Annotated in this window: 19 protein-coding genes; 6 read left to right on the plus strand and 13 right to left on the minus strand. The window is 41.8% G+C overall.

The window, feature by feature from the left end:
• Positions 1 to 15: 15 nt before the first annotated feature.
• Positions 16 to 1329: a U32 family peptidase gene (locus ICN44_RS06005; protein WP_216263126.1), complete on the minus strand. Its 1314-nt coding sequence runs from the start codon at positions 1327 to 1329 to the stop codon at positions 16 to 18.
• A gap of 233 nt (positions 1330 to 1562) precedes the next feature.
• On the opposite strand from ICN44_RS06005, the gene ICN44_RS06010 reads away from it, so the two are divergent.
• Positions 1563 to 2147 (plus strand): hypothetical protein, encoded by a 585-nt coding sequence (locus ICN44_RS06010; RefSeq protein ID WP_216263127.1) that lies wholly within the window; start codon positions 1563 to 1565, stop codon positions 2145 to 2147.
• A gap of 255 nt (positions 2148 to 2402) precedes the next feature.
• On the opposite strand, the gene ICN44_RS06015 is transcribed toward ICN44_RS06010, so the two are convergent.
• Complete coding sequence (locus ICN44_RS06015; protein ID WP_216263128.1) at positions 2403 to 3881, minus strand: ribonuclease catalytic domain-containing protein; 1479 nt, start codon at positions 3879 to 3881, stop codon at positions 2403 to 2405.
• Positions 3882 to 4315: 434 nt separating this feature from the next.
• Between ICN44_RS06015 and ICN44_RS06020 the strand changes: the two genes are divergently transcribed.
• Both ICN44_RS06020 and ICN44_RS06025 read left to right on the plus strand, forming a co-directional pair.
• The gene (locus ICN44_RS06020) at positions 4316 to 8050 is read left to right on the plus strand and encodes a hypothetical protein (RefSeq protein ID WP_216263129.1); all 3735 of its coding nucleotides are present in this window, start codon (positions 4316 to 4318) and stop codon (positions 8048 to 8050) included.
• A 43-nt stretch (positions 8051 to 8093) separates the two neighbouring features.
• On the plus strand, positions 8094 to 8810 hold the full coding sequence (locus ICN44_RS06025; protein ID WP_216263130.1) for a Crp/Fnr family transcriptional regulator: 717 nt from the start codon (positions 8094 to 8096) through the stop codon (positions 8808 to 8810).
• Positions 8811 to 9088: 278 nt separating this feature from the next.
• On the opposite strand, the gene ICN44_RS06030 is transcribed toward ICN44_RS06025, so the two are convergent.
• The 9 genes from ICN44_RS06030 to ICN44_RS06070 form a co-directional block, all read right to left on the minus strand.
• A complete protein-coding gene (locus ICN44_RS06030) occupies positions 9089 to 9466 on the minus strand; it encodes a hypothetical protein (protein WP_216263131.1) in 378 nt (125 codons plus the stop codon).
• Entirely contained in the window at positions 9459 to 10058 is a 600-nt protein-coding gene (locus ICN44_RS06035) for a hypothetical protein (protein WP_216263132.1), read from the minus strand. Before ICN44_RS06035 ends, ICN44_RS06030 begins: the two co-directional genes overlap by 8 nt.
• 464 nt (positions 10059 to 10522) lie before the next feature.
• On the minus strand, positions 10523 to 12289 hold the full coding sequence (locus ICN44_RS06040) for a DNA polymerase (RefSeq protein ID WP_216263133.1): 1767 nt from the start codon (positions 12287 to 12289) through the stop codon (positions 10523 to 10525).
• Positions 12289 to 12855, minus strand: coding sequence for a hypothetical protein (locus ICN44_RS06045; RefSeq protein ID WP_216263134.1), 567 nt, complete (start codon positions 12853 to 12855; stop codon positions 12289 to 12291). The genes ICN44_RS06040 and ICN44_RS06045 overlap by 1 nt, the downstream gene beginning before the upstream one ends.
• Positions 12856 to 12867: 12 nt before the next feature.
• Entirely contained in the window at positions 12868 to 13128 is a 261-nt protein-coding gene (locus ICN44_RS06050) for a hypothetical protein (protein ID WP_216263135.1), read from the minus strand.
• Positions 13129 to 13265: 137 nt separating this feature from the next.
• Positions 13266 to 13772 carry a hypothetical protein gene (locus ICN44_RS06055; RefSeq protein WP_216263136.1) on the minus strand — a complete coding sequence of 169 codons (507 nt, stop codon included), beginning with the start codon at positions 13770 to 13772 and terminating at the stop codon, positions 13266 to 13268.
• 6 nt (positions 13773 to 13778) lie between these two features.
• Positions 13779 to 14681, minus strand: coding sequence for a site-specific integrase (locus ICN44_RS06060; RefSeq protein WP_216263137.1), 903 nt, complete (start codon positions 14679 to 14681; stop codon positions 13779 to 13781).
• A gap of 373 nt (positions 14682 to 15054) precedes the next feature.
• Positions 15055 to 15378 (minus strand): MarR family transcriptional regulator, encoded by a 324-nt coding sequence (locus tag ICN44_RS06065; protein ID WP_216263138.1) that lies wholly within the window; start codon positions 15376 to 15378, stop codon positions 15055 to 15057.
• Between the two features lie 409 nt (positions 15379 to 15787).
• Complete coding sequence (locus ICN44_RS06070) at positions 15788 to 17092, minus strand: capsular biosynthesis protein (protein WP_216263139.1); 1305 nt, start codon at positions 17090 to 17092, stop codon at positions 15788 to 15790.
• A gap of 300 nt (positions 17093 to 17392) precedes the next feature.
• Here ICN44_RS06070 and ICN44_RS06075 point away from each other — a divergent pair, with 300 nt between their 5' ends.
• On the plus strand, positions 17393 to 18367 hold the full coding sequence (locus ICN44_RS06075) for a hypothetical protein (RefSeq protein WP_216263140.1): 975 nt from the start codon (positions 17393 to 17395) through the stop codon (positions 18365 to 18367).
• A 52-nt stretch (positions 18368 to 18419) separates the two neighbouring features.
• Here the strand turns inward: ICN44_RS06075 and ICN44_RS06080 are convergent, their stop codons facing one another.
• The gene (locus ICN44_RS06080; protein WP_216263141.1) at positions 18420 to 20540 is read right to left on the minus strand and encodes a capsular polysaccharide biosynthesis protein; all 2121 of its coding nucleotides are present in this window, start codon (positions 20538 to 20540) and stop codon (positions 18420 to 18422) included.
• 104 nt (positions 20541 to 20644) lie between these two features.
• Complete coding sequence (locus ICN44_RS06085) at positions 20645 to 21463, minus strand: glycosyltransferase (RefSeq protein ID WP_216263142.1); 819 nt, start codon at positions 21461 to 21463, stop codon at positions 20645 to 20647.
• 244 nt (positions 21464 to 21707) lie between these two features.
• On the opposite strand from ICN44_RS06085, the gene ICN44_RS06090 reads away from it, so the two are divergent.
• Both ICN44_RS06090 and ICN44_RS06095 read left to right on the plus strand, forming a co-directional pair.
• Entirely contained in the window at positions 21708 to 26027 is a 4320-nt protein-coding gene (locus tag ICN44_RS06090) for a glycosyltransferase (RefSeq protein ID WP_216263143.1), read from the plus strand.
• Positions 26017 to 26952, plus strand: a complete 936-nt coding sequence (locus ICN44_RS06095) for a DUF563 domain-containing protein (protein WP_216263144.1) — start codon at positions 26017 to 26019, stop codon at positions 26950 to 26952. Before ICN44_RS06090 ends, ICN44_RS06095 begins: the two co-directional genes overlap by 11 nt.
• Positions 26953 to 26970 lie beyond the last annotated feature (18 nt).

Consider the following 26970-nt stretch of genomic DNA (forward strand, 5'->3'; position numbering starts at 1 on the left):
AGAAGAGTGGGGATGTTAGTCGCCGCAAGTAGAGCAAGAGCTAGAAGTAGTTACTTCAGCTGGTGCGGGTTCTTGTGTATAGCGCGCAATAAAGGCATGAGTAGTGGCCATTGGAATTTTGAGCCAAACAAAGTGACCTGAGCCAGGAGCAACATCAATCGACTCGCCCTTCATATTCCACATCTCAGTCAATACAACATCCGTGTTTCCGTTTGGTTCGATGATTTCAATTTTGTCACCAACAGAAAAACGATTCTTCACATCCACCTTGACTCGGCCGGTAGCAGCATCAATCTCCAGCGTTTCACCAACATACAAGCTACGTCCCGATAAAGAGTGGCCACGCATATAGAGTTGGTAGTCTTTGTCATGGTGACGCTCATAAAAGCCGTCTGTATAGCCGCGATTAGCTAAACCTTCTAATTGACCTAACAAGGCGGTATTAAAGGGCCTACCAGCAACAGCATCATTCATTGCTGCCCTATAGGCTTGAACAGTTCGTGAAACGTAATAAGGTGATTTAGTGCGACCTTCGATCTTGAACGAGTCAACACCCATCTTTGTCAGGCGCTCAATATGCTCAACGGCTCGCAGATCCTTTGAGTTCATGATGTAGGTGCCATGCTCATCTTCCTCCATCGGCATTAAGTCATCAGGACGGCGCGCCTCCTGAAGTAGCACCACATCACCACTCGTATTTTGCTGTCCAGGCTTTACTTTGTAATCCCAGCGGCATGCATTAGTGCAGGCACCTTGATTGGAATCTCGATGAGACATATAGCCAGATAACAAGCAGCGACCAGAGTAGGCAATACAGAGAGCACCATGAACAAATACCTCAAGCTCCATTTCTGGGCAGTCTTGACGCACTTCTTCAATTTCATCAAAGGAAAGTTCGCGGGACAAAATCACGCGGCTGATGCCAACCGAGCGCCAAAACTTAGCTGAAGCACCATTCACAGTATTAGCTTGTACTGATAAATGAATGGGCATATCTGGCCACGCTTCACGTGCCATCATGATAAGGCCAGGATCGGACATGATTAAAGCATCTGGCTTTAATGCAATTACAGGATCCATATCCTTAATGTAAGTACGCGTCTTACCACCATGAGGTAATAAGTTAGAAACTAAATAAAACTTCTTGCCCATTTCATGGGCGGTATCAATTCCATTCTTTAACACTTCAATCTTGCCAAAGTCGTTATTACGAACCCGCAGTGAATAACGAGGTTGCCCGGCATAGATGGCGTCGGCACCAAAATCAAAGGCAGTACGCAGCATAGAAAGGCTGCCGGCTGGAGCGAGAAGTTCAGGAATCTTAGTCATTTGCCTATTTTAGTGAATACGGCCGAACTTGTTTGATTTGCCTTATGACTCAGTCCTGGGGCCTGCTAGAACTGGGTTTGTGTAGGCCTGACAATTAGGCAGCTAGCTAATGAAGAGTATCCTAAGGGGGATGTGGAGAGCATTGTCAAGATGAACGGGGGCCTTCCCTTTGACTTTTCACCCTAAATTGAAGGCGCTTACTAAAAAAGCAGAACGAATCCAGAAAGAATGCAATGACAAAACTCACATCCAAACCCATCCTAAAAAAAGCCAGTGGTATTTTGGCTCAAGAGTTTGCAATACCTAAAGATATTGCCTGGGCATGGGTCACTTTATTGTTATCACAAGAAGAGCAAAAGAGAGATAGCGAAGAAAAGCGTTACAGCCGCATTGCTGAATTTGAAGCTTGGATTTTGGGTCTAAGCCTACCAACCGATCCAAAGAATCCTGAGAGCGGTGCAGTGAGTCCAGAGGCAGTAAAAAATTCTGCAAGAAATGTCTTTGAGTGGCCACATGAGTACATCTTCGAAGAGCCGGTAGCACCAAACCATATGGATGCTAAGGTTACGTATAGCGATACGATCACCAAACCCATTTTGGATGCAGTGAAAGATGCCGGCGGATCCGATGATCGAGCAGCACTCATTGCCATCTTGGAAGGTTACGCTAAAGAGGGCCAAGAGCCTTTCGCCAGCATCACACCAGAAGGCATCGAATGGAAAGGCAGCGCCTGGAAGGAGGGTGAAAAATACAACCTCCTAACCATTAAGACTCTTAATAATCGTTTGGCTAATCTACGTAAGAAGGGCTTGATCTAAGTAGATTGCTTCAACTAGACCGCAAAAGAAAAAGCCCCTAGATTTCTCTAGGGGCTTTACTTATTTGGCTCCTCGACCTGGGCTCGAACCAGGGACCTACGGATTAACAGAGGAAAAAACACTCTAGTAGTGATTATTTAGTATATACAAGTTTTTGTAAGGTTTAGTAAGGCTTAGGAAATCACTCAGTTTTAGCTGATTTTGGAGGGTCCGCTCCCGGCCACTGGGTGACGCTCAAAATTTAAAACTATCCTGCTAACTTTGATTTGTAAGCATAAAGTTGATGTGTCCCATTTCAACGTTAGTTGAAGCGAGCTTCACTCGTACTTTATTGCCAATAGAGGCGTATTTTGGTGGCTTCAGCAGCATACCTTCCGCTGGTGGATTAAAAATTCTGACCCACCCATAGCTTGGTGTAATGCCAGTAATGACGCCATTAAAGTCTTTGCCGATATAAGGCTCAAGGAAAAGCGCAGCCTCTGACTTTCTCATACGGCGCTCAACTTTTCGGATCGCATCTTCTTGGGTGGTGCAGTGGAGCGCTAAGGCATAAAGCTCTTTAGTTTCATACGCAAGAGGTTCGTTATTAATTGCATTTTTGAGCATACGTAAGGTGATCAAATCTGGGTATCGTCGATTTGGAGCTGTCGAGTGCATGTAATCTTGCACCGCTAAGCCAAAGTGGCCAATTGGATTTGCTCCAGGCTGCTCTAATACATATTCTCCGGGCCCCATCAACTTCACTACGATTAAAGATAAGTCTGGAAATCGAAGGGGGTCGGCGTCATGACGTTTGGCTAAAAATTGAGATAACGCCTTAGAGTCTGCTTCATTGGGCAATACTTCCCCGTATTGTTTGGCAAGTTCCACAATACGGAGCCACCGATCAGGGCTACGCACAACCCGGCGTAAAGAAGGAATACCTTTTTTAAGCAGAAAGCGTGCTGTTGATCCGTTGGTGGCAATCATGAATTCTTCAATGAGTTGCCTGCCGCGGTTATGTTCTTGTTCTGCAATGCCAATAATCCGCTCACCCTCAAAAATCGCCTTTGGTTGAAATATCTCTAGCTGTAGCGATCCTGCTAGCTGCCGTTTCATTCTTAGTCTTTGGGCAATTTGATCTTGAGTTTTGATCTGTACATCCATTCCTGCTACAGTCGATATTGCTGCTGGCACCCCACCTGTCCCTTCAATCCAGGCTGATACTGCGTCATAGGCTAACTTAGCCTTGTTTCTTACCTTAGCCCTGTAAATCGTGGAGCCTAAAATTTCTCCCATACTACCCACAACGATTTCCGTTACCAAAGCCAATCTGGGCTCATTAAAATTTAAGGAAGTGAGATTAGTTGAAAGCTTTTCTGGAAGCATCGGAAAGATGCGCGCAGAGGTATAAATTGATGCCGTATTGTTTTGTGCATGAGCATCAATTGGCGTATCTTTTTTAATAAGAGCATCCACATCGGCTATAGCAATAAAGATTTTATGACTGCCATTGCCTAAATCGGTGCATGCAGTTAACTGATCTAAGTCCTCGGAATCATCATTATCAAGAGAGCACCATAAAACATCAGTAAGGTCTTGGATTGAAGGATCTAAATCCTCGCCAGGTGCATTGATTAAATTCAGCTGTTCATGAGCTTCTTTAGGGAAAAAGGGTTCAAGCCCTTTTTCCTCCATAACCACGGCAGCAATTCTAGCTAAATCAGAACGATCATACTGCTTATGTTTATTCATTTATTACACGCTCATTTCAAAGAGTTTCATGTCTAAGTCTATTCTCAATCAAATGCGCCGGTTCACTAAACCATTTTTATGTTTCAACATAAGGATTAGCAAAAAAGCACGATTTAACTATCCAGCCAATTAATGACGTCCCCTACGTAATTTAGCGTGCAGAACGATTACTTCGCATTTGCTGACTTATTTTGTATTTTTGGCTGATTTAAACCACACTAAATTTCTCAGGTATGTGTGGTTCACCACAAAAAAGAACTGTTTTTAAGGTCTCCATTGATGTCTAAGGTGAAATATCACCCCTATTTGACATAGATCAATATTTAAGAAATTATCTTAATCAGAATGGTTACATATCTTATATGTATTCATTCAGTAGGCCAGGCTGATGCGCTTGTGACAGGACTTCTGAATCTTTAATTTGGGGGCTGTAAATGTTAAGTACCTTAAGAAATATCCACAAAGTTACATCTGCCAATGTGCTATCAAGAAATATTGGCTCTGCAAAATTTTTTGCATTCACTTGCTTTCTCTTGCTAGGTGCATACCTAAACAACGTTCTTGCGGCCGACTGCTCACCCAACCCCGTGACCAATGGAACCACTGTCACTGGACCCTGCTCGGTAGCTGCGGGTGGCATAACTGTTAATGCTGGTGGCACGATCCGAAATAACACTTCTGGCGGATATGCATTAGGTCAGGGGAGTGGAACTCCTGGGTCTATTTCAAATGCAGGATCTATTACAGGTGCAGGATATGGAGTATCTTTTTCGGCGCAGTCAGCAAACGTTACGCTAACCGGAGGAATCTCCAATACAGGAAGTCTTGTTGGTTCAAGTGGATACGGTATCTATATAAGCGGGGGTAGTCCCGGCCCTGGTCTTGACTATTACTCAACTATCAATGGCGGAATTAACAATAGCGGCACACTCACTGGCAATGGAAGTGGTGCAGGTAATGGCATAGCCATAACTATTGGCGATCGCTCTGTATTTAATGGCAGCATTACAAATACCTCTTCAGGGGTAATAACCGGCGGTGATTACGGGATTAGCCTGGCAAAATCAAATACCAGCTTCACAGGCGGCGTTACTAATTCAGGTCTAGTTCAAGGTAGGTTGGGTGCAATAGCAATGGGGGTGGTTGGAACTGGTATCTCTAACTCAGGAACCATAACGGCTAATGCATCTCAGGTTGATATGCCCAATTTTGGCAACCAGACAGCTGTTGGCTCGGGAATTTATCTCAATGGCACAGGATCTTCTGGGACTGGAATTAACAACACGGGCTCAGGTCAAATCAGTGGAACTGCTACCCAAAGCATTATTAATAACGGATTTGGTGGTCCATTTACTGGTGTTGGTGTTGGTATCCAAATTGATGAAGGAGAAGGCGGTAAGGGTGGGGCGCCAATAGTTAGCGGTGGGATTACCAATGCGGTCGGCGCATCAATTACCGGTAACGCTACATTTACCATTAACCCAGATGTTGATCCTCAGCAATTGAATAGATATACGGGAATTGGGGTCGGCATCTTAGTGGACTCTCAAGGTCAATTACTTGGAGGCATCACGAATAGCGGCACTATAACCGGCACTGGAACAGTGACCGCTCAGCCTGCAGCTCTTTCTTCTATTAACGGCGTAGGCGCTGGTATTTTTCTTGCCGATACAGCAATCGTTAGTGGCGGCATAACTAATAATGCTAGTGGAGCAATCACTGGTAACGTTACCGGGATTCTGGTTGACACAGGCGCTACATTAGATGGCATTACCAATAGCGGAACTATTGCTGGCACATCAAAGTCACTTGACTTAAACAATACTGCCAATGCTTTTGCCGTAACCAATACTGGCACTTTAAATGGCGCTGTTAATTTAGGTATTAATGCACTTAATCTAAACGGTACTTCAGGCCGAGTTATTGGTGATGTCACAGGCACTGGTAATGTCAATGTGAATGGCACCTTTACCACCGAAGGAAATCTGAGCAATACCGGTAGCGTAAATATCGCTAATGGTGGCGTTCTCAATCTAGCCAATACCATTACTACTGCTCCGGTTGTTAACAATGGTACCTTTGACATTTCTAGAACATCAGGCACTGCGGTAACTGCTATCTCGGGTAGTGGTACGGTTGCACTGGGGTCTAAAAATCTCTCCATCTCAAACGCTAACGGTAACTTATCCGGTGCCATTACCGGCACAGGTGGTCTTGCTGTTACAGGTGGTACACAAACATTATCAGGCGTTAGCTCATACACTGGTACTACAACTATTAATTCTGGAGCCAATCTATCTCTATCTGGAAGCGGTTCGATTGCAGGATCTAGTCAGTTAATTGATAACGGTACCTTTGATATTTCACAGACAACAACTGGCGCTACCGTAAAAATGCTCTCTGGTAACGGCAGTGTTATCTTAGGCACGAAGAATTTAATTGTTACTAATGGTAGCGGCGTATTGGCTGTGGACTTAATTGGAGATGGCGGACTTAATTTAGCGGGTGGCAATTTAACCCTTATTAAAAGCAATAACTTTTCTGGGGGCGTTAAAGTGCTACCGGGCGCAGTTTTAGCTATTCCTGATCCCTCTGTTTTAGGTACTGGACCTCTTGCATTGATTGGGTCGGCAACTACTCCTGCGACTCTAAGAGTAACAAATACTCTGGCTATATCTAATCCTATTATCGTTTCTGGCGACCCAGTATTTGATATCGCTCCTGGGACTACTACTACAGTAAATTCAGCAATTAATGATGGCGTATCTGCGGGCGATGTTGTTTTAACTGGTGGGGGCACTCTTTCATTGACTGCTGTCAATGGTTATACGGGCCCAACAACGATAGAGGCTGGCTCTACGCTGTCACTTAGTGGTTCTGGCTCTATTGCCAGTTCCAGCTCCATTACGAACAATGGTAATTTCAATATAACCAATAAAACAACAAATGTGACTGTCGCTTCGTATACCCAGACAACAACTGGTAGCCTGTCCATCAACTTTTCGCCAAGTTCTAATCAAAAGTTGATCGTTACCGGTGCAGCATCTTTGGCGGGTGGCTTGAGTCTTAATGCAAGTGCTGGTACTTATAGTGTTCGCAGTAGGTACGCTTTATTGACTGCCAATGGGGTTAGCGGAAAATTCGGAACCTTTAGTTCAAACTTATCCTCTTATACAACTTTAGGGTACGGCCTCTTTTATGACGCTAATGATGTGTATTTAGTTTTCACACCTAACTCTGCAAATACTCAGCAATCTTTAGTCAATGCATCTCAAGCTCTGCAAAATACTTTTACCTTGCAAAACTCGGTATTGGCTAATAGCTTTTCGTATGACTGTGCCGAGTTTGGGGTAAACAATATTTGCATCTCAGCAGGTGGGCGCAATACAGCAGTATCAGCTGCCAATGGTCTAAACAACACAAGCGCTTTACTGATCGCAGCCTATCGCCCGCATCCAAACTATCGCTTTGGAGTCTATGCTGACCAGAACCTATCCATGAATAATGCCGGTAGTGCTGTTAGCCTTGGTAACAATACTCCACTCATTGGTCTTTTTGGTGCGTGGAATGAGCGCTTAGACGGTACTGGTACCGAAATCAAAGTATCTACTGCATATGGTCAAAAGAATACAACCGTGACACGTTCGGTAGTGGGCAGTTCTGAGCCTGGCTCAGGTTCATCGCAGCTCAATAGCCAAGGCGCACAAATAACAGCTAAGTACGGATTTGGCATTGTTGACAATGTCATCGTATCGCCATACCTTGGTATGCGCTATACACAAAATAATATGGGTGGCTATACCGAAGGTGCCTCTAGTGCTGTTACAACGCCATTAACATATAGCGCTTTGAATACCAATGCGACTACTGCATTGGCTGGAGTAGGAGCTTCATATCGATTCATTCCTGCTGCCACTTTATTTGCTAGTGCTGGTGTAGAGACCGACACTAATACAGCCAATGGCACTTATTCAGCAACCGGCATCACTGGCTTAACTCCTATTAACTTCAACGCAAACCCAGTAAAGACACGCCCAACAGCGATGTTAGGCGCTTACTACAATATAGCCAAGAATCAGAGGTTAGGTATTACTGGCATTTATAGACAAGAGCCATTCCAGGCAGTATCTACAACTACTGTGATGGCAACTTATGCGGTCGGTTTGTAAGAATTTATTAATTACAGGCATCTAATATTGGTGGAGGGTTTAAATGGGTGAAAATATAAAAGATCAGAATCATCTTTTTCACTCCATCCCGCCGGTAGACTGGGATTTACTTTTACCCGATCTTGAGTCCATAGAGCTGAAGCTGGGGCAGGTTTTATATGAGCCTGGAACCAAAATGGGATACGTGTACTTTCCCACAACGGCAATTGTTTCTCTGCTGTACGAAATGGAAGATGGTTCATCTGCTGAAATTGCTATTGTTGGGAACGAAGGCGTTGTAGGCATCTCCATCTTTATGGGTGGTGAGTCAACACCAAGCAGGGCGGTAGTACAAAGCGCAGGGCATGGATATAGAATTAAATCTGGCCTCCTATTAGAGGCATTTAATCGCTCAGAAGCGTTTATGCATTTGCTTTTGCGGTATACGCAAGCCCTAATTACTCAGATGTCTCAAACGGCAGTATGCAATCGTCACCATACGCTAGACCAACAGTTATGTCGTTGGTTATTGTTGAGTCAAGACCGCCTCCCAAGTAACGAGGTTATCATGACGCAGGGACTAATTGCCAATATGTTGGGGGTGCGAAGAGAAGGCGTTACAGAAGCCGCATGCAGACTCCAAAAAGCAGGGCTAATTAAGTATGCACGCGGACACATCACTATTCTTGACCGGACGGGCTTAGAAAGACGTACTTGTGAGTGCTACAAAGTTGTTAAGGACGAATACAAGCGCCTGCTTCCAGAGCGCCTAGCAACATAGTCCGATATGAGGTGGTGATGCCTCTTAAGGGGTGGGTAGCAGCCGTTTATTTTTAATCGCATTGATTATTCGTAAATAAGGGCTCTAGGCTGATAGGTTAGCCAGTTACCTATCTATTAGCATATTCAGGAAATGAAGTTGAAATTTTCTAAACCATTTATATGGCCACCTATTTAGAAAAAGACACCCCCCCAGCCGGATTGACACCCCCTGGGGGGTAAACCTTTTTATTTTTCGGACAGTATTAGGCTTCGATCTTCGGATTGTTCATCCGTCGATCATTTATTGGTAAGCAATCGCTGTTTCCAGTCTTCATAACGCTTATTGAGGATTGGGTGGCACCAATCTAAGGTTTCTTTACCCTGACTGTGTATCGTGCCTGGCATGCGAACCTGGTACCAATCACTGTTTGGTGGGTTATCGTTAGGGATCCGAAGCCTTGGGAAGGTGATCTCCGGCCTAAAATCAAAGCTAATGAGCGGGTCAATCGCATTGATCCCACAATCCTTTAGCCATTCAACCACATCAAAGACAGTTGGCAACGGTCTGTAAAAGCCTCCGCAAGCTGTAAAGAAGATATTTGTATATGCCGCGCCAGATAACGCTGCAACCTCTTTTTCTAATTGAATGATTTGATTCTCAAGATCCTTATTCAAGCGCTTCCTCTAAAGTAAGTGTTTTATAAGTTCGAACGGCTGTATTTTGACGGTTTGATTTGAGTCTCTGTATTTGGCTTGAGAGGTCTTTTAATCTTTGGGCTAATGCCCCCGCTAAAGAAGTCTCCGCAGCACGCTCTAGAAGCCCTAAAGCTGCGTTTGCATCCTCTAGAGATATCTCGCCCCTAGCTGCTGCAACAACGATGCTATGACTTGTTAAATCTGCTGATTCGGCAATGTTGAATTTAACTACTCGTGAAGCTGGGGGTAGTAAGTAGCGCATTAATAATGATGCGCTAGCAGTATCAGTTTTTGCCCTCTCTGCTAGATTGCCGATTATTTCGGGTGCTTTATTAAGAATTAGATGCAGGGCTTTGGTAGTGTTTTCTTGTGCGAGGGTCAGTGTGTCTCGAGGTAGATCTTTTGCTATAACCCCAAGGCTAAGCGTGAGGGCTTCAGTTGCTAACTCTACGGCAACTTTCCGCTGAGCCTGTCTTGCTCGAGTGGCTCTGGTGCGCGTCGTTGAAGGGGAGAGCGTAGATCCTTCCGGAAGGGGTGCTCTCCCTGGCTTTCTCTTTTGTGGAGTTGTCATCGCTACATATCGCTACAAAATAATGATGACTAAGCCTATCAAGAAACAGTTGGTTTAGTAAGGTGTTAAAAGTAGCACGTTAATTCTGACTCATTGAATCATTGGCACATTTCCTACTTGGCTTATCTCTATGAATATGGATAGTAGGGTATGAGCCTCTTTTGGGGTAAATGCTAATTAATCCAGCGTTTGCTAAACGCTTCAGCGATGTTGATATGGTTTGTCTACTAAGGCACGTAATATCACCGACCATAGAGTCGATCTTAAATTTTTGCGTATTGGTTATACCTACATAAAACCACAAAGCATTGCCTACCAACCCTGGTGATACTCCCACTTTAGAGGCTTTTGCTAACCATTCACACCAAACAGGACCCCTTATAAATTTGTGTTCAAGGTTCTTCATTCATACTCCATAAATATTATTTAATAAGATATATAAGACTGCACAGTTGTTCAATTGATTAACATCTAGGTGTTAAAGGTAGCGGTGATTGTCTTAAGAGCTTGTCTTTTATAGCCATGACACGGTGCCAAAATTCCTCGCTGGAAGCATTTAAAAACCGTTGCGGGTGTTTAAATATTTCCACATCACTATTTAATTCAAAGCCATTCAAAATGATTCGACTGGCCTCTTTCATGCAATGTTGGGCAATCTCTACGTCCCGCTCAATATTTTCTAGCTTGGCTTCAATCAAAATTGCATCATGGACTGGGGCACAAATTTTTACGTTTTCCCGCACCATCAAAATACAGGCAATTCTTAGCATTTCTGCCGAATTAGCTTGCATTGGGAAATTCCTAAGGCTTCTTGGGTTTACATCCGGCCTTACGCGCAAAAACCAGCCAAGGACTGTGAATGCTTTATTTGCATTTACTGCTCGGTTGTAGAACTGATCAGACCAGTCCCAGAATTGCTTATAAACCTGTCTATGCGCTTTAAGTAGTTGTTTGGCGCGAAGCAGGGGTTGCTTTAGTCTTATGGCCAATGATTCCGCGCCCATGCCATATTGCGTTGCAAGTACACATGCCTTGTATTGCTCCCTCTCTTTTGGGTGCGTAGCCTTGGTTGCATCATTTGGTACTGCTCCAGCTTGTTTCGCAAAAGCTAGGTAAGGGTCGCCACTATGGTATGCAGCCATCATATTTTTATCGCCAGATAGGGCGGCAGCCACTCCAAATTCTTGTTGGGACCAGTCAATGTAGGCAATGGCATATCCAGCATGAGGTTGGATAAGGCCGCGGGCCCACTTGGCAAGTCCAAAGATAAATTTGCTTGTTGAGGGCTGGTTCCTTCCTGTTGACGAGCTATAGGGTGAAATAAGACAGCGGTTACGACCATCTGCGCCCACCTGCAATGAATTAAGTCGAAACTTAGAAAGGCTATCCCTTAGTTGGCGAAGGGGTGCAATGCTCGGATGAATTTCGGCCATTAGTTTGAAAGTCTTCTCATCAAGCTTTAGCTTGCCGGATTCTTGTCGGGGCCATGCAATGCCCTCATTAATGAGATAGGCTTCAAACTTAGACTGTCGAAACGAGCCGTTTTCATAAACCCCGTATTTACTATCAATCTCATTGATAAGCTCAAGCTTGATGTTGTCCCAGTAAGTACATAGCTCGTTATAAGACACTAAATCTAGAGGGATTCCATGGCCTTCCATTTGCGCTAATGGGATGCTGTATTGGCCGCGTATTAGGGCCCTTGGGAGGTCAATACTTGGCGCCATTGCCGGCAACAGCTTTTGAAGTGCATCAACATCACTTTGGCAGTATTCGATTAGCCCAACTTTCTCTTCTTCGCTGTATGGCATTCCCCGCAAAGCTAAAGTTCGCATACTATCTTTATGCTCGGATTCAATTGCCTTCAGGTCGAAAAATTTCATTGCGCCAAGGAGGGAGTGCCCCATCGGAACAATATGCCCATTGGTTATATTTTTAAATTCAACAAACAGGTCCAATACGTTTTTTGGCCAGCTCCAACCAAGAGCTTGGAAGCAAGCCATTTCAGCGCTTGCGTAATACGCGACTAATATCGTCTTGTCATCATCACCAAATGGATGGTCCTTCATGTTTGCCAGTTCATCAGCCCACAATCTCATGTATTTATTTGTGGATGAATTAAAAGCAACCATGCAAATGACCTCCAAGGGATTGCCTTCAATTCCGCCTGCCTGCCTATATTCAAAATCAATAAAGATAAATTCATAGTCTTGTTCATTTATAGAGCTCATTACAGTCTCCCTTGAAGTTGTTGAATTAACGGGTGATCTTCTTGTGCAATCACGCGACCAAGAAAGACCGCCTCAATTAATTTATCCATCGACTGATTTGGCCATGTTGGTTCGCCTAGGTCGTTTGCAGCAACAATCACAAAGTATTGTTGTGAGTCCATGTTTGATTCAATTCGCACCCATTCAGTCTCTGCGCGCTCAATTGCATCGAGCATCGTAGTTGTCCAGAGAGTTGTTCTTGCTGATTGATCAATAATCGGCTGGGCAATAATCTTAGGGGTGCCTGCGTTATCAACTGCCAGCCTCAATATTTTGGGTTGAGCCATTCGCCCAAGGTGATGTGCCATCTCAGGCGTGGCTAAATATTCCTCTCCTGACTCTTTGTCTTCAACGACGTAGATCGGAAATTTATATTCCTCACCTGGGTGTACGCGAGAAAAACGCTGTTTGCTCAATTTCCCATATGTTGGCTTTGTAGGTAGTTTGATGCCCATGACACCGCCTACAAAATTCTCCGGGAGCCTGCTTTTCTGTAGAAGACTGCTAAAAGTATTTTCTAAACTCATTTCTTGTTCTCCTTATGCTGCTTTACGTAGGTTGTTTGGCTTTCTCCCAGAGAGCCATAAGCTGAGCCGTTCAGAGAACGACTCACGTAAAAACGTCCCGCTGCGTAGATTGATAACCGCATCACCAAAGAAATCACGTTTTGTCTTGATAAGTTGCAAAAAGCTGCCGCGCGTCCAGATTGCACGCACTGCGGCATTTGAGTCGTAATACTCTGCCCAATGTTTTAGGGGTTGAGTAAGGTCAATTTCTAAATTTAATACCTGCTGTTTCATAAAAATTCCTTAATTTTGTTACTGAAAGTTATTCAAAATAGTCGCCCGCAAAGGCTTCTATGAACATTAAGGAATTTGGTGACATGCAGAAAGTAAAAAAGGGGCCTAAGCCCCGTATTTTTTGACTCAAACGGTCGTTATCGGTTAATCGTCACCTTGAACGCGCGTTCGATCTTTTCGGAATTTATCCTTTTCTCATACCTAGCAATCATGTCTGAGAATGCTTTTTGATTCATGCTTTTTATTGTCAAGAATTCTTGGTTAGAGAGATTGTCAAGCGCATAGCTGACGCAAGCCTCGTAAATATTCTTCCACACCTTCCGTTTGTTTGGGATGGTATTGATTTTGACAATTTCAAGGAATTTCTCCATAACTACGTTATTAAAATTACTGGAATTTTTAGAATTCTGTATGGAGGTTGTGAGTTCCCCTTGAAACTCCTTGTGTTCAGCAGAGCCTAGCTGATAGTAAAGAAGTAAAAACTCCTTTTTTAGAACGGGGTCGAGCATTTCAAAATTAGGTAATGCCATATCGCGAAGCTTTATTTTTACTTCGGGCTTGTCGTGCATTTGTAACGTAACCCAAATCGTGGGACTACCGGTGTAGTCATATTCCATGTCAAAAATAATCCTATCTTTTTTCATGATTTATTAGCTCCAAGCGCGAGATACCGCATCGATTAAATGTTGATTTGATAAGTGACTATAACGTCTTGCCATTGAAGGGCTTTTTTGACCCAACTGAGCCATAACGGTGGCTTCATTGGCATTAGCTTGAGAGAGTAGGCTTGCGGCTACATGGCGTAGCAAATGAAAGCAGGTGAGCTTTTCTTCCAGCCCGGCATCTATTACAGCGGACTTATACGACCTTACAAAATGGTGCTTTCCAAAGACTAGGTCGGAGGGTTGATGATGGGCCCGTTTTAGCCTATGAAGTTGCTCCAAGGCGCTTGGGGATAGTGCGCAGGAGTAGGCGGAGCCATTCTTGGATGTGGGTACGCTGACTAACCTGCGCTCAAAATTAATGTCAGACCACTTAAGAGCCCTTAAGTTACCTAATCGCAGCCCAGTACTTGCTGCCGTGGCGATGATTGCGGGTAAAGGCTTCCAGCGGGCTAGGCCGGCTACCAAAATTAGCCTATCGATCTCCTCCCGGGTAATTTCGATATAGCGCGCATTATCTTCGCGCTGTTTAGTGACAAACTTCGTGGGCGATTGATAGGAGCGGGGTAGTAGATAGCGCTCCTTGGCCATCTTCACGAGGCTTGGGAAAGCCATTAGTAATTTGTTGATGGTAGCGGCGGCTAGCGGCTCGCCGGTAGATACAACGCGTCTAGTGACGTTGGGGGGTTTGCCTGAGCGAATCACTTTAGATTTGCCTGCGGCCATATAGATCGCTAGGGCGCGCTCAATATCCTCAGTGGTGATATCAACCCAAGGCTTATTGCCGAGCTGTTCAATCCAAAATTTGCAACGGGTAACAAAAGAATGATCGGGGCCTCTGTAGGCTGCGATCAGCTTAGTGGCGGTATCGCCAAAAAGAACCTTATCCATATTCCAAAACTCCTTAGTCTTTGCGTTCAGGTTCGACGGAAAAGTCCGTCGAACTAATGACCGCCTTTGCGGGCGACTAAAGTGTTTGGCTCCTCGACCTGGGCTCGAACCAGGGACCTACGGATTAACAGAAACCCAGGCTCGTGAAAATACAATATGAAACAAATAGTTATATTGTTTATAGACCAACGTGTAATAAACCGTGTAATTCAATATTAGTAACATAATGTTACTGGAAGGTTTTAAAAGCCAATGCAGCTGAACAATACACAGTACGAGTAGCCATGAAGTTTGATCAACATTAACTTAGGTATCTATTAGCGACAGACAAAAAAACCATTTATCTAGGCTTGGTACATTAAGTAGCGATATCTTAACCTGCCGTAGCGGCCTGTAGGTTCTTGCTTAATGCCTCGAAGTGCTTGTTTGCAAGCTTGGTTAAATGAACCTCTTTACGTCTACCATCTTCTTTTGCAATCTTTAATTCAAGAAGCCCCTTATCAACAAGGCTTGAAAGTGCTTTATGTAATGTAGCTTGTGATGCTATTTTATCTAGACCAATTAAGTCTGTAACATACATCACATTGCTGGCATGTATTTGCAATGCCACTTCATTTAACAACAATCGCTCATAATTGCTGAGATTATGCGTTTGAGTCTCAGCAAGCTTAGCCAGGAATCTAATGTAACTATTCATCTATTGGAATTTTTAATTTCAATTTAATGGTGCTCTGCAAACCCTACAAGCATTTTTTGGATTGTTACAATTATGCTCAGAATCAAGACGCTTAAAAGAAACTTTATAGCAAAGTATTGCAGGTTCCAATAATCTGGCATTCCGAATGAATTATAAGGGGGGACGAAACTATAGAAACTTAAGACGGACCCAATTGCAAAAGATGCAAAACCAATGCGTGCTCCAAACCTAAAGGTCAGAATAACTGAGTTGATACTGAAGAAAACTAAAGGAAGTTTGTCTTCTAGTAAAAATTGAAGCTCAAATCGGATTGCAAAAACTACGATAGTGCTAATAATCGCCAGAAGAAAGCCCTCGTATAGTACGAATTTGTTCAAAGAAAAGATCTGGGTGGGCATTGGTTAAGAAATTAGTTATGTGAATATTGTTCAAATAGAGGGGGGGGTATGTATAGCGAGCCCTCAACTTGTGAATTACAAATAATATATTTCCCAAGCAAAGCAACGTTCTTGGTATCTACTGCTCCAGGAGATTTCCAGAACTCCTCTAAGCTTCCCTGAAATGTCACCCCATGTTTATTAAAAAAAGATCTTCCAAGGGTAATGACTGGAATATGGTGATAAAGCGCTTGCAGACCAAGCGTTGAATTAACCGTCACAAAACCCTTTATAAGAGGGAGGATGGAAGGAAGTCTAATATCATGAATATAGATGACCCTATCAGCTATTCCTAGGGTTGTCGTTAAGTAATAAATATATTTTTTATAGTTAGAGCTTCCCCTACCCATTGGATGGTGCTTGATGATTAAATATTCGTTACTTGATTCAAGAGCCCTTGTTGCAAAGGAAGTAATCACCATTTCAAGCATTTGTTCCAAGTCATTAAAGTCTGAGTGGGTATGAATTTGAGCATCATCATGGAGCTGAAGCGCTAGTAAAAAATATTGATGCGGCATTTTTTTAGAAGCGTTCTGAAAAATTGCTTTCTTCTTCTTATATTCGCTCACTTGGTAAATCCAGTAGCGAAAAAAGCTTTTAATCCAGGCTTTTCCTAATCTCCAGTCAAGTGCTCTGTGGTGATCGTAGTCAGGGTAATGAGTTTTATTGAGTAGCGAAAATAGCCAATACTGAATCGCTGCCCATGCCATATGCCAGAAAGCATTTTGATTGATGGTATTCGATAGAGTGATGTCCTTGTCATTTGCTAAACGAACATCAATTTGACGAAGGTCAATATTGGCCATAGGGGAGAAATGATTAACCCCAAAATGTTCTAAGGTAAAAAAATGAGGCCTATAGTAACCCTCTTCAAAAACCCAGACATCAATGTTAAGAGCTTTGCAAATTGAAATAATGGGTTTATGAATAGGGCGGCAATCTCCAAATAAAAAAACTGCATCAATATTGAGATTTACCAACAACTTGCTGGCAAAAGAGGGCCAATAGTCCAGCTTAAAGCGGTATTGGATGACATTGAATTTTCCTTTGGGGAAGAAATAGTCATCTCCACCGTTAAAATTGACTTTATTAACTATTGATCCGCGTGCATTTAGGTGTTTAGCAAAGTGGTAAAAAAAACTACCAACGGGACCTTGCAATAATAGAATATTTTTGTGGAATGGTAGATCGGATAATCTCCTAGGGCGTGATTGCTGTATGTGCGGCGTTTCCTGCTTTAGCTTTAGAGTTTCAACGGTTTCTTGTACATAGCCCATGGGCTAATATTCGATGATTTTCCCCCATATTTTTACAATTAAAGTTGTCATCTTTTGCCTATTGGGGGGGGGGATCCAATACTAATTGGAATAATTCTAATAAATAGAAATAATTTTGTGGGATTGGGACGCCCCTTAAAAAAGTAACTGCTAGCATCATCTTTTAATAATTTGAATGAATTGATCATAAAAATAAGGCAGGTTTAAAATGGGCTGCATGCTAGTTATTTTCCAATTATCACCAACATTATGTTTGAATAAATATTGATTTCGATTCTAAGATCCTGTAGAAAATCGTTAGTGCGTGGGTATAAAAAGTACATTGAGGTATTTTTTCTACCCATACGCCTACAAAAGCGCTTGGGTGAACAAAGCGATGGGCTACAGAACAGCTTGCCCCTTGCAAAAATTCAATGCCATCAAGCAGAAGGCTGCGCCCATCCACAATGCCAGCGCTTAATTGCTTCTTATGCAGGTTTTTATGAGCAGTACTGCCGTACGCCCCGTGACGATTCCAAATCCTCTCAAAAAAAATTAACCCTACATGCCATTGCTTTGAATGATTACCCTGAAACTTTTTCGTATATGGAAAAAGTGAGTAGGCGCAGTAGTTTTTTTAGTCGTGATGTCAAAAAGGCTCAAAAAAATGGATTTTGGGTTGCACCTTTCACGCACTCTCAAAAAGCTCAAGAAATGGATGACATTAGAGGGTCTGTACGAATGCGTTCGTTTGGACCAGTAATGCAGGGGCCATTATTTAAAAAATTCTCAAGCAAAGATGAGGTCCGCTCCCATCAGAGTGCCGCAGATGCAATTAGCTGCCCATTGCACTGGGAGCTATTATTTGGGGTGTTTGATGGCCCCCAGTCTGATATCGATCAAAGCCGTTTAGTTGGATTTGCTCGCTTACACCGCATTGGCAATATTGCTTCGTACGATGAATTAATCGGCCATGGTCAGTACTTGCATCGTGGCATTATGAAATTACTACATACACACATTGTTCAATGGTTAGTGGATGCTCCAGATCCAGCTACACAAGGTATTGAGTATTTGGCCCATGGTTCAGTTGAGCGTGGGAATGAAGGATTTTTCTTTTGGAAGAAAAAGGCCTTATTCATGCCCCATTTAGTTGAATTGGTTGATTTTCAACTGCCGGACGATTTTGATGAAGAGCTATATTTGACGCTTAACCCTGATGTACTAAAATCTCATATTCCACCAAAGACCCATTACAAGATCCATGGAAAATTAGAGGGTCGAGCTTATAAGTAATGGTGTTTAAAAAAATTTATTGCTAATAGATTGCTTTATTTGGGGCGTATTTTTATATGCCCTTAAGCCTATGAATAAAGCCCATTGTCTTTTTCTTGACAAAATTGACAGAAGTGTGAAGAAGATGCTTTAGTGGGTTTTTGCTGGTGTGCATTTGTTCATAGAGTGCCTCTATCAAAGTTTCCGGTGTGCAGTAAAGCCCGCTTTTGGGGTGAACATATGTTGGGTATAGGATCAGTGCCCCAGCAATTAACTCGGTAATAGTAAGTTTTCGGGTACGACGCTCACAAGCATGGTGATCTACTGTCAGCCCCCAGCCTGCATAAAATGGTAGTCCATAACAAACTACTGGTTTTTCTCGAAGCAAAGCCTCAAACCCCGCTAGTGAACTGATGGTGTGTACTTCATCGATGAGATCTAGGCAATCGGTAAGATTGCTATCGGAGAGTAATAAATCATAAATGCTTGGATCTAGCTGATCATTACTGCCCTTAAATCGAAGTGCATGCTCAACATCGGGATGGGGCTTATAGACAATAAAAGCAGAAGGGTTTGCTGAGCGTACAGCTTTTAGTAAATCAGAATTCGTGCGAATATCCACCCCTCCAAATTGAATTGAGGCATCCGATTCCACCTGTCCAATGACCAATAAAAAAGGCAACGCACGTTTTTCCTGACGGGCTTGGCGCAAGATTCGAAGACTAACATTGCGATCTTGGGATCGCCCAAGGTTGTATTTGCTAATCCCTAATGAAATGATTTTTTGACGCAAGGCTTCAGCTCGATCGGTTAAAGCGTCATCAAATTTCCCGTTTTGAAGAATGCGCTCTAAATCACTGGGCCTGCTTGAATCATAGTAAATGCCGGTTTGATCAAACACCCAAGAATAGGGCGTCGATAAGGCTGCCCCTAAGCCTATAGAGCGAATAAATCCATCCTCTAAGCGAATGACTTTTTGAGCCTTTTTAGAGTCGATCATTGGTGTGGGCCTTGAGCCCCAAAGGAGAAGAGCATCATTCTGACTAAAGGATTGAGAATCAGCAATCAGAGCGCACCCCTGAATAAAACGTTTTAAATGACGACGCTTATTGATTGATAGTTCATGAGAGTAGAGTGCTTGTTTAAAACGTTGGTGCTGCATTTTTTGAAAGCCATAATACTCAATCAGATCCTCTATTTGACATTGATTCCCTGTTTCAGGATGAAGATATCTTGAATAAGAAACTAAGGTTGAATAAATCAATTGCTCTAAAGAGGCACTTCTACGACGCGGTGGTTTAAGTAAAAAATCAAAAGTTAATCCCCAGCCCGCATAAAACGGCATCCCAAAAGTATGGACAGGCTTACCCCATAACAATCCCTCAAAACCTGCTTGTGAGCTCACGGTAAACACAGCGTTAGCCTCTTTAATAACACTGCTCAGGTTACAGTCTTGATCCAGAATGCGGATCCTGGGATGGGATCGTAATGCGGATGTAGCAGACACATCAAAGTGACCCAATTTATTTCCACTTACCACTTCTGGATGCACTTTTATTAAGATATGTTGGAAGGTGCTTTGCGCTAATGCTGTATTGAGCATAAGTTCAAAGCTTTTTGCATCAGCCATGGCCCCAGCAATTGATTGGTCTCCACGAGTTTGGTCGATTAAAAGAATAAAAGGATCCTGACTCCAGTCATCAGAGGGTCGTATCCAATCGGGGGCATGATTGTATTTAGAGACCCCATGCATTTGCCACAAGGATTGAATGGATCTGGCGCGCAATATCTGCGATTCAGTTAAATCAACCCCAATGCAATGCTCTAGACGGGAAGGGTAATTTGCGTCGTAGTAGATACCCAGATCATCAACGACTAGGCTTGAACGTGCTGAAGTTCTTGGTTCAAGCCCATATAAGAAGCCATCTTCAATCCGGATAAGCGGAATATTGCGCTTGTGCGCAAGAGCAGCTGCTCTTTTGGAACTAGGCTTATTCCCCCAGGCTAAGATGGCGTCTAGAGGGACACCCATACGAAATACGATGGGGTTTAAAAGCCTTGCATCATTAAAAAATAGCTCTAAATGCTGGCGAGACAATCCCCAAGAAGCAATCCCATAGTGTTGGAAGGCTTGTTGTTGATAATTATTTTCTGGTGAAGAGCTGAAAGTGGTGGAGTGGGCATCGGCTGACACAGAAACAGTCTACTGAAAGAGCGGAAAATAATTCCAACTTTTAGTGGAAGCAAGGAGAAAACGGATTAAATGCATTTATGCGGCTATAAATTTCCGAGGAAATCTTACGGATTATTTAGATTTGATAGGCGCATGATCGATTCATTGAGCTCATGAAGGTATTGCTGAACATTGGGCGAAGCTGGGCTATTATCCAAAACTTTGAGCCATGCTGCATCCGCCATCTGCTGTCGCAGTTCAGGTGAATTAACTAAATTGACTATCGTATCCACCCAAAGCTCAGGATCATTGCGTAAAACAAAGCCATCCACTTTATGGGAGACAAATTCTGAGAATGCAGGTCCAGCAGAATAAATCCCAACAGCGCCAGCTCTCGCATAGTCAAAGAACTTAATAGGTCCACGACCTCGATTAAAGAGAGTGTTTCGTAAGGGCGCTAAACCAATATCTTGTCGCACGCTTTGGGTATGCTTCAAATAATCCGGCCACGACATGGTAGGCAATACAGAAACTCGAGGAATTCCTTTGAAAATACTGGCAACCCGATCACCACCTATTACTTCAAAAACAGAATTGGGGCATTGTCTTTGCACCTCCGCAATAACAGGGGCAAGCCATTTCATATCATCACGATGAGACCAGGTACCGTGGTAACAAATACGCACTGGATTAGTAGAGGCTAAAGAAGGGGAATTAATTGAATCGATCCATGGACGATCCAAAAGGGGCCCAGACGCAATGGGCTTTATAAGACGTGGATTCCAGGCAGAATACTTGTGGGCTAAATAAGGAGTGGAGACCCATAGTTCAGAGCAAGAAGAAAGAATCTGATTTCGTTTGGAACAAGCTTTTCGCCAAAGACGAAATGCATAAGGGAGTGGAATACCTAGTAATACTTTCCAGTCTAGTAGGTCGTCGTCCATGAAATAAATAGCAAGATTTTGATTGGATTTAGGATATCTCCTTGTAATATTTTGAGGGAATGAAATTGAGTTGAGAAAATATTCTGACAAAGTTTTTAGAGCTTAATTCTAGGCTGGGAATTATCTAATAACATTATTAAGTTTGTATGCGGAAAGACTTGACCAATTAAAATAGCTCATTAAATACGGAATATTTCCAACATAAATTGGGATTTTAGGGGGATAATTCCTATATATTTTCGAAATGATTTTCAAAAAAAAACCTCTAGTAAAATCGCAAAAAAATAATATTCTAGGGTATGTAGAGTACATAGATAACCAGCGTATTACTGGGTGGGCCTGGAATAAAGCCATTCCTCTGATGCCTCTGGCTATTGAAATAATCATTGATGAGATTGTTGTAGCGGAAGTGGTTGCAGATAATTTTCGCCCCGACTTAGTGGCTGAAAAAATAGGGAAAGGTTTTCATGGGTTTGAGGCCAAATTACCAATAAAGATAAGCAGTGTCACTTTATCGAATGTGTTGGTACGAGTAAAAAATACCAATTTTTTTCTTCCACGCCTTCCAGAAATCAACCCATTAATGGATGTGCAGCTTCCCCAAAAAATAATTTTTGGAAGTATAGAGAGTGTAACTCCTTATGAAGTGAAGGGATTTTATGAAAAGGCTGACTTAAATTCTCTTTTACACATTCAAGCATTTAAATGCGAAGACTTAATCGCAGATTACTTCATAGAAGACTCCTCACATGAATCGCTCAATCGAGGCTTAGCATTTTTCGAAATAAATCTGCTTAAAAATTGTGCTCAATCAGCGAAGGAAATTCGGATCGAGGCTCAAGTCAATGGAGTTAATGTCAATTTTCAACACACCGAAGACGATAACCCAAAATGCTGGGGAGACTTGAGGGTAGTAAATTCATCAAGCGTTGAGGGGTGGGTTTGTTGCGATCTAGATGGTAACTCGCGAGAAGTTGAGATTTTATTGGGTGAGAAAGTTATCTGGAGAGGTTTATCTCGGCGTATGTTGGGTAATCAAGCAATAGGATTTAAAGTTGATCTACCCCTGGTGACCGATTGGGAAAAAATGGTAACCATTTCAGCTCGGCGAGTTGAAGATGGTTTAGAAATTGGCTCCCCAGTTTATATTATTCCGCGACAGCGATTTGATGGAGCTGTAGATTTCTCTGAATTAAAGAACAATATATTGACCGTATCAGGATGGGCGCTTGACAAAGGTGCACCCTTTAAACACTTAGAGTTAAAGCTTTATTTGGATGGCAAAGAAATTGGGGAAACTATTGCCAGGGATTTTCGTCCAGATCTCGTTAAGATTTTTAAAAGCGGCGATCACGGGTTTAAATTTAGCATACCTCAAAATTCAAAAAACCTGTCTTATGAGAAATTAGTCATTTCAGCTATGGGGGTAGATATCATTCATGATATTGACCTAAAGATGATTCCTGATGAGCCCGAATCGGAGCCCGATTTAATAGCGTTATCAAAAAGCAAAGTAACGGGGAAGCTCGATTATATTGAAGGAAATACAATTAATGGTTGGATGATCTATGAAGATTTTCCTCGGGTACCAGTGCTTTTAGATGTTTTTATTGATAACAACCTCTATTTAACAGTAACTGCAAATAAATATAGACCTGATTTAGATGGGAAATTTAAAAAAGGGGGAAATCATTGTTTCCTTGTTAAATTACCCCCTAATTTTTATCAAGGGAATGATTTTAAGGTAACCGTAATTCCGCGTTATGGGATTCCAACCCTAATTAAAAGTGAGTTAATTTTTACCAGTAAATTTAGCGGTCAACTTAACGCAATACCAAACCACACACCCTATGTGCTAAATAAAGCAACCTATGAGCTTGAAGAGCCTCAGAGGATTTGTTTTATTGTTTTAAATTTAAACGGAGCTCATCATTTAGTTAAATTCTTTGAGTCTTTTAAAAAATTTATTTTATATCCTGAGTATGAAATTATGGTCGTTGACCATGGATCCTCTGATAACAGCCTAGATATTTGTAAGGAATGGAGTAAAAGCCTTAATTTAAATCTGATTGAGCGCGGTAAAAATTACTCTTTTTCAGAGTCAAATAATTACGCCGCAAAATTAACTGATACAGATATTTTAATATTTGTTAATAATGATATTGTCTTTGTAGAGAATGTTGCTGGTGAAATTATAGATGTTTTAAATGATAAAAATATTGGTTTGGTAGGGATTAAATTGCTAGATCCACCAATTCCTGGATTTTTTTCAATGCCTTTAATTCAACATCTTGGAGTTCATTTTAATTTGAACAAGAGAGATAATATTATTGAGGCTTTTGAATCTCGATATGCCCCCCAGTTTTCCAATGTTGCTAATGGTTTTTTTGAGGTTCCAGCTGTGACGGGCGCATTTATTGCCTGCAGGAGAGAGGAGTTTTTAGGATTCGGAGGGTTTGATGAGCAATATTATTATGGTGCTGAAGATGTTGATTTATGTCTTAATTATTCATTGGGGTACGGTAAAAAAATAATAAGCATAAATACTGTTTCAGCCATTCATGATAAGGGCTCAACTAGGTTTGAATCAAAAAATAAAATACAAAATTTCAACATTGCTAATAATTGGAAAATTCTAAATGAAAAATATGCCAAGACTTTTCGAAAGCATCTAAATCGAGATAGGTTTACAAGGCCTGGATTTTGGAGTGGTTCAGCCCCTAGGGTAGCCTTTGCTGTTAGCGAGGTTGGATTGGGGGTAAAAGCGGGGGATTATTTTACGGCCCTTGAATTGGCTAAAGAATTTTTAAATTTAGTTGACTGCCAAATCGTTTTCCTAGACTCAAAAGTTAACTGGTATGACTTGTATGGCATAGATGTGGTGATCTCTATGTTGGATACCTATGACTTGCAAAAAATTAGCAACCAATCTCCGCACTTAATAAAAATTGCTTGGGCTAGGAATTGGATTGATCGGTGGGCTCAACGAGAGTGGGTTCATGATTACGACTTAGTTTTTTCATCGTCAGAATATTCGTCGGCCATTCTCTCTAGGGCTCTCAGCAGGAATGTTCCGGTGATGAGGCTCGCTACCAATTACAAGGCATTTAGCGAAGGTATATTTAAAGAGGATTTAGCATCCGACTATTGCTCTACATGCTCCTTCTTTAATGTATCAAGGAGTTTTACCCACCTTCTAAATCCCTCGGCCCTTCCCTTTAAGTATGCACTTTATGGTCATGGGTGGAATTCAATTTCAACAATGAGCAATTATTGGCGGGGCTCGGTACCATATTCCGAAATGCCCAACGTTTATGCCAGCACAAAGATTGTTATTGATGATGCAAATTCAGCTACAAGAGAGTTTGGTTCAGTTAACTCTAGGGTTTATGACGCAATTGCGTCTGGGGCCTTAGTTATTACAAATGGCGCCTTGGGAAGTACAGATGCTTTTGATGGTATTTTGCCTGTATATTCTTCATCTCAGGAATTAGAGTCTTTAATCTGGAAATACTTGTCCAATGATGAGTCTAGGATAGAGTTAGTTAAAAAACTGCAGGAAAAAATACTTAGCAGTCACACTTATCATCATAGGGCAAGTCAACTACTGGAGGCATTGGTTGAATTAGGCGGGCATCAGAAAAAAATCTCAATCAAAATAGGCGCACCAAGCAAGGTTAAGCAGAAAGAGTGGGGTGATTACCACTTTGCGCTGGGGGTGAAGCGAGCTCTCACAAGGCTGGGGCACTCAGTAAGAATTGATTGTATTGATAATTTTTACATAAATGAAAGAATGGGTGATGATGTAGTTATAGTTCTCAGGGGTCTGGCTTCTTACACTCCCACCATCACTCAGATTAATGTTATGTGGGTCATTAGTCATCCTGATGATATTACCCTCTCAGAATATGAATCGTATGATCATGTGTTTATTGCTTCGGAAAAATACGTAAGAAGGTTGTTGGAGTCAACTTTACTAAAGGTAAATATTTCAACATTATTGCAATGCACTGATCCTGAAATATTTAATCCGGAGATTATTCCAAAAAATGAAATCGATCAATATCTTTTTGTCGGTAATTCGAGGGGTGTATTTAGGGATGTAGTGAGGCTATCCCTCAAGAACGATATTCCATTAGCAGTGTATGGCCCTGGTTGGGAGGGTTTTATTCCCTCAAGTATGCTTAAGGATGAATACATCCCGAATGAGATTTTGGCATCATTTTATAAGGGGGCACACGTTGTTTTTAACGATCATTGGAAAGATATGCGAGATAACGGATTCATTTCGAATCGTATTTTTGATGTCGTGGCAACAGGTGGTTTGGTGGTCACTGATTACGTCGAGGGTATAGGGCAGGTATTTGAATCTAACGTGTTAACTTATGCCGATGAAGCGGAATTTATAAGAATAATTGAAAAAATTAAAACTTCAAAGGATTGCAATAAAGTTGCATCATCACAGATATTAAGTAAACATACCTTCGATCAGCGAATTCAAGAGATTATTAAGGCAATCACCACCCACGAGGTACATCATTGTAAGAAATCCAATGTTAACTAATTATCTTAATGCGTACTACAGTGGTTGCGAGATAAAAGAAAGAATTGAAGAGATTCCGGATAGTGGTTACAGGCTTGATTTTACTGGTGCTCTATATGACTCTAATAATTTAATTATTGGAGATTCAATTCGTCTTATTGATAAATCCGACCATGTTCTACCCATTGATGTCGCTTTTGTTCCGGTAAGAAAAAATTGCAAAAAGATATACGGTAAATCAATCTATTTAGGATCCTTTTTCAGTCATTACGGACATTTTCTGACTGAAGGACTCTCGAGGATGTGGCTTGAAAAATTTAGTGAGTATGACAGTGTCATATTCCAGCCATTCATCTTTGGAAAAAAAATGCTATCTGTACACAATTTTATTTTCGAGCTTTATAAAATAGGAGATGAAAAAATAAAAATTGTAAACACCCCAACCGAATTCGAAAGCATAGATGTTCCACAGCAGTTATGGCTTATTAATCGTGAACCAGATATTCGAATGCGTAGTATGTATGAGAATATAAAAAAGAACTGTTTAGTGAAGCATAAAGATGAAAATATATACGGTAAGATTTTTCTATCTTCCAGGAGTTTTTCAAGGGTAGATAATATTGAATCAATAGAAAATCTTCTACGTACGAATGGGTTTAATGTTATTTATCCAGAAGATTATGAGTTTTCTCACCAGGTATATCTCTATGCTAATGCAAGTGTTTTTGTTAGCATTTCTGGTTCTGGAATGCACAATGTAATTTTCTGCAACCAATCGGCCTTAATAATTGAAATTGGCGATTTTCGGTCTAAAAAGAGCCCGATAAATATGCAAATTTTTTGCAATTCAATTGCAAGGTTAAAAAATTATCATTTCTTCGAGAATCTTGACAGGCAAATTAAGGTGGATATCTTTTCAGCTTATTTAATAGATTTGGTTAATTAGTAAATGCATGCGCAATCT

The organism is Polynucleobacter sp. JS-Fieb-80-E5 (assembly GCF_018882015.1).
Taxonomy (GTDB): domain Bacteria; phylum Pseudomonadota; class Gammaproteobacteria; order Burkholderiales; family Burkholderiaceae; genus Polynucleobacter.

Bases quoted from the DNA above. Each gene is read 5' to 3' on its own strand.
- ICN44_RS06070 (WP_216263139.1), bottom strand. From the start codon at position 17,092: ATGGGCTATGTACAAGAAACCGTTGAAACTCTAAAGCTAAAGCAGGAA.
- ICN44_RS06090 (WP_216263143.1), top strand. From the start codon at position 21,708: ATGATTTTCAAAAAAAAACCTCTAGTAAAATCGCAAAAAAATAATATT.
- ICN44_RS06050 (WP_216263135.1), bottom strand. From the start codon at position 13,128: ATGAAACAGCAGGTATTAAATTTAGAAATTGACCTTACTCAACCCCTA.
- ICN44_RS06025 (WP_216263130.1), top strand. From the start codon at position 8,094: ATGGGTGAAAATATAAAAGATCAGAATCATCTTTTTCACTCCATCCCG.
- ICN44_RS06045 (WP_216263134.1), bottom strand. From the start codon at position 12,855: ATGAGTTTAGAAAATACTTTTAGCAGTCTTCTACAGAAAAGCAGGCTC.
- ICN44_RS06010 (WP_216263127.1), top strand. From the start codon at position 1,563: ATGACAAAACTCACATCCAAACCCATCCTAAAAAAAGCCAGTGGTATT.
- ICN44_RS06065 (WP_216263138.1), bottom strand. From the start codon at position 15,378: ATGAATAGTTACATTAGATTCCTGGCTAAGCTTGCTGAGACTCAAACG.
- ICN44_RS06015 (WP_216263128.1), bottom strand. From the start codon at position 3,881: ATGAATAAACATAAGCAGTATGATCGTTCTGATTTAGCTAGAATTGCT.
- ICN44_RS06085 (WP_216263142.1), bottom strand. From the start codon at position 21,463: ATGGACGACGACCTACTAGACTGGAAAGTATTACTAGGTATTCCACTC.
- ICN44_RS06040 (WP_216263133.1), bottom strand. From the start codon at position 12,289: ATGAGCTCTATAAATGAACAAGACTATGAATTTATCTTTATTGATTTT.
- ICN44_RS06055 (WP_216263136.1), bottom strand. From the start codon at position 13,772: ATGAAAAAAGATAGGATTATTTTTGACATGGAATATGACTACACCGGT.
- ICN44_RS06020 (WP_216263129.1), top strand. From the start codon at position 4,316: ATGTTAAGTACCTTAAGAAATATCCACAAAGTTACATCTGCCAATGTG.
- ICN44_RS06035 (WP_216263132.1), bottom strand. From the start codon at position 10,058: ATGACAACTCCACAAAAGAGAAAGCCAGGGAGAGCACCCCTTCCGGAA.
- ICN44_RS06095 (WP_216263144.1), top strand. From the start codon at position 26,017: ATGTTAACTAATTATCTTAATGCGTACTACAGTGGTTGCGAGATAAAA.
- ICN44_RS06005 (WP_216263126.1), bottom strand. From the start codon at position 1,329: ATGACTAAGATTCCTGAACTTCTCGCTCCAGCCGGCAGCCTTTCTATG.
- ICN44_RS06060 (WP_216263137.1), bottom strand. From the start codon at position 14,681: ATGGATAAGGTTCTTTTTGGCGATACCGCCACTAAGCTGATCGCAGCC.